Consider the following 420-nt stretch of genomic DNA (forward strand, 5'->3'; position numbering starts at 1 on the left):
TTCGAGCGGCAGCGCCACCTCGATGACTTCCTGGGTATCCTCTCGTTCCAGTTCTAGCTGGGCCACGGGGCCCAGGGTGAGCGCGCGGCGCAGCGTCACGGCAATGCCGTCGATGCCGGGCGAATAGCGCTCGAGATCGAGATCGTGCGGGCGGACATAAGCCACGGCATCGCCCGCGGTTTCATGGCCGCTGCCGGTCACCGGCAGGATCGAGTCGCCGGTATGCAGCAAGCCGCCCCGCTCGCCAACCTCAAGCCGCCCGTGGAACAGGTTGACGTTGCCGAGGAAGCCGAACACGAACGGCGTGGCCGGATGGTTGTAGACCGCCTCGGGCGTGCCCGCCTGCTCCACATGGCCGCGGTTCATCAGCACCACCTGGTCGGCCACTTCGAGCGCCTCCTCCTGGTCGTGGGTGACGAA

General features: G+C 67.4%; 1 protein-coding gene. It reads right to left on the reverse strand.

Going from position 1 to position 420, the window contains the following annotated elements:
- The coding region (locus OR16_RS38910; protein ID WP_006164961.1) for a TOBE-like domain-containing protein at positions 1–420 on the reverse strand (420 nt) is incomplete at both ends.

The organism is Cupriavidus basilensis OR16 (assembly GCF_000243095.1).
In the GTDB taxonomy this organism is placed as follows: domain Bacteria; phylum Pseudomonadota; class Gammaproteobacteria; order Burkholderiales; family Burkholderiaceae; genus Cupriavidus; species Cupriavidus basilensis_D.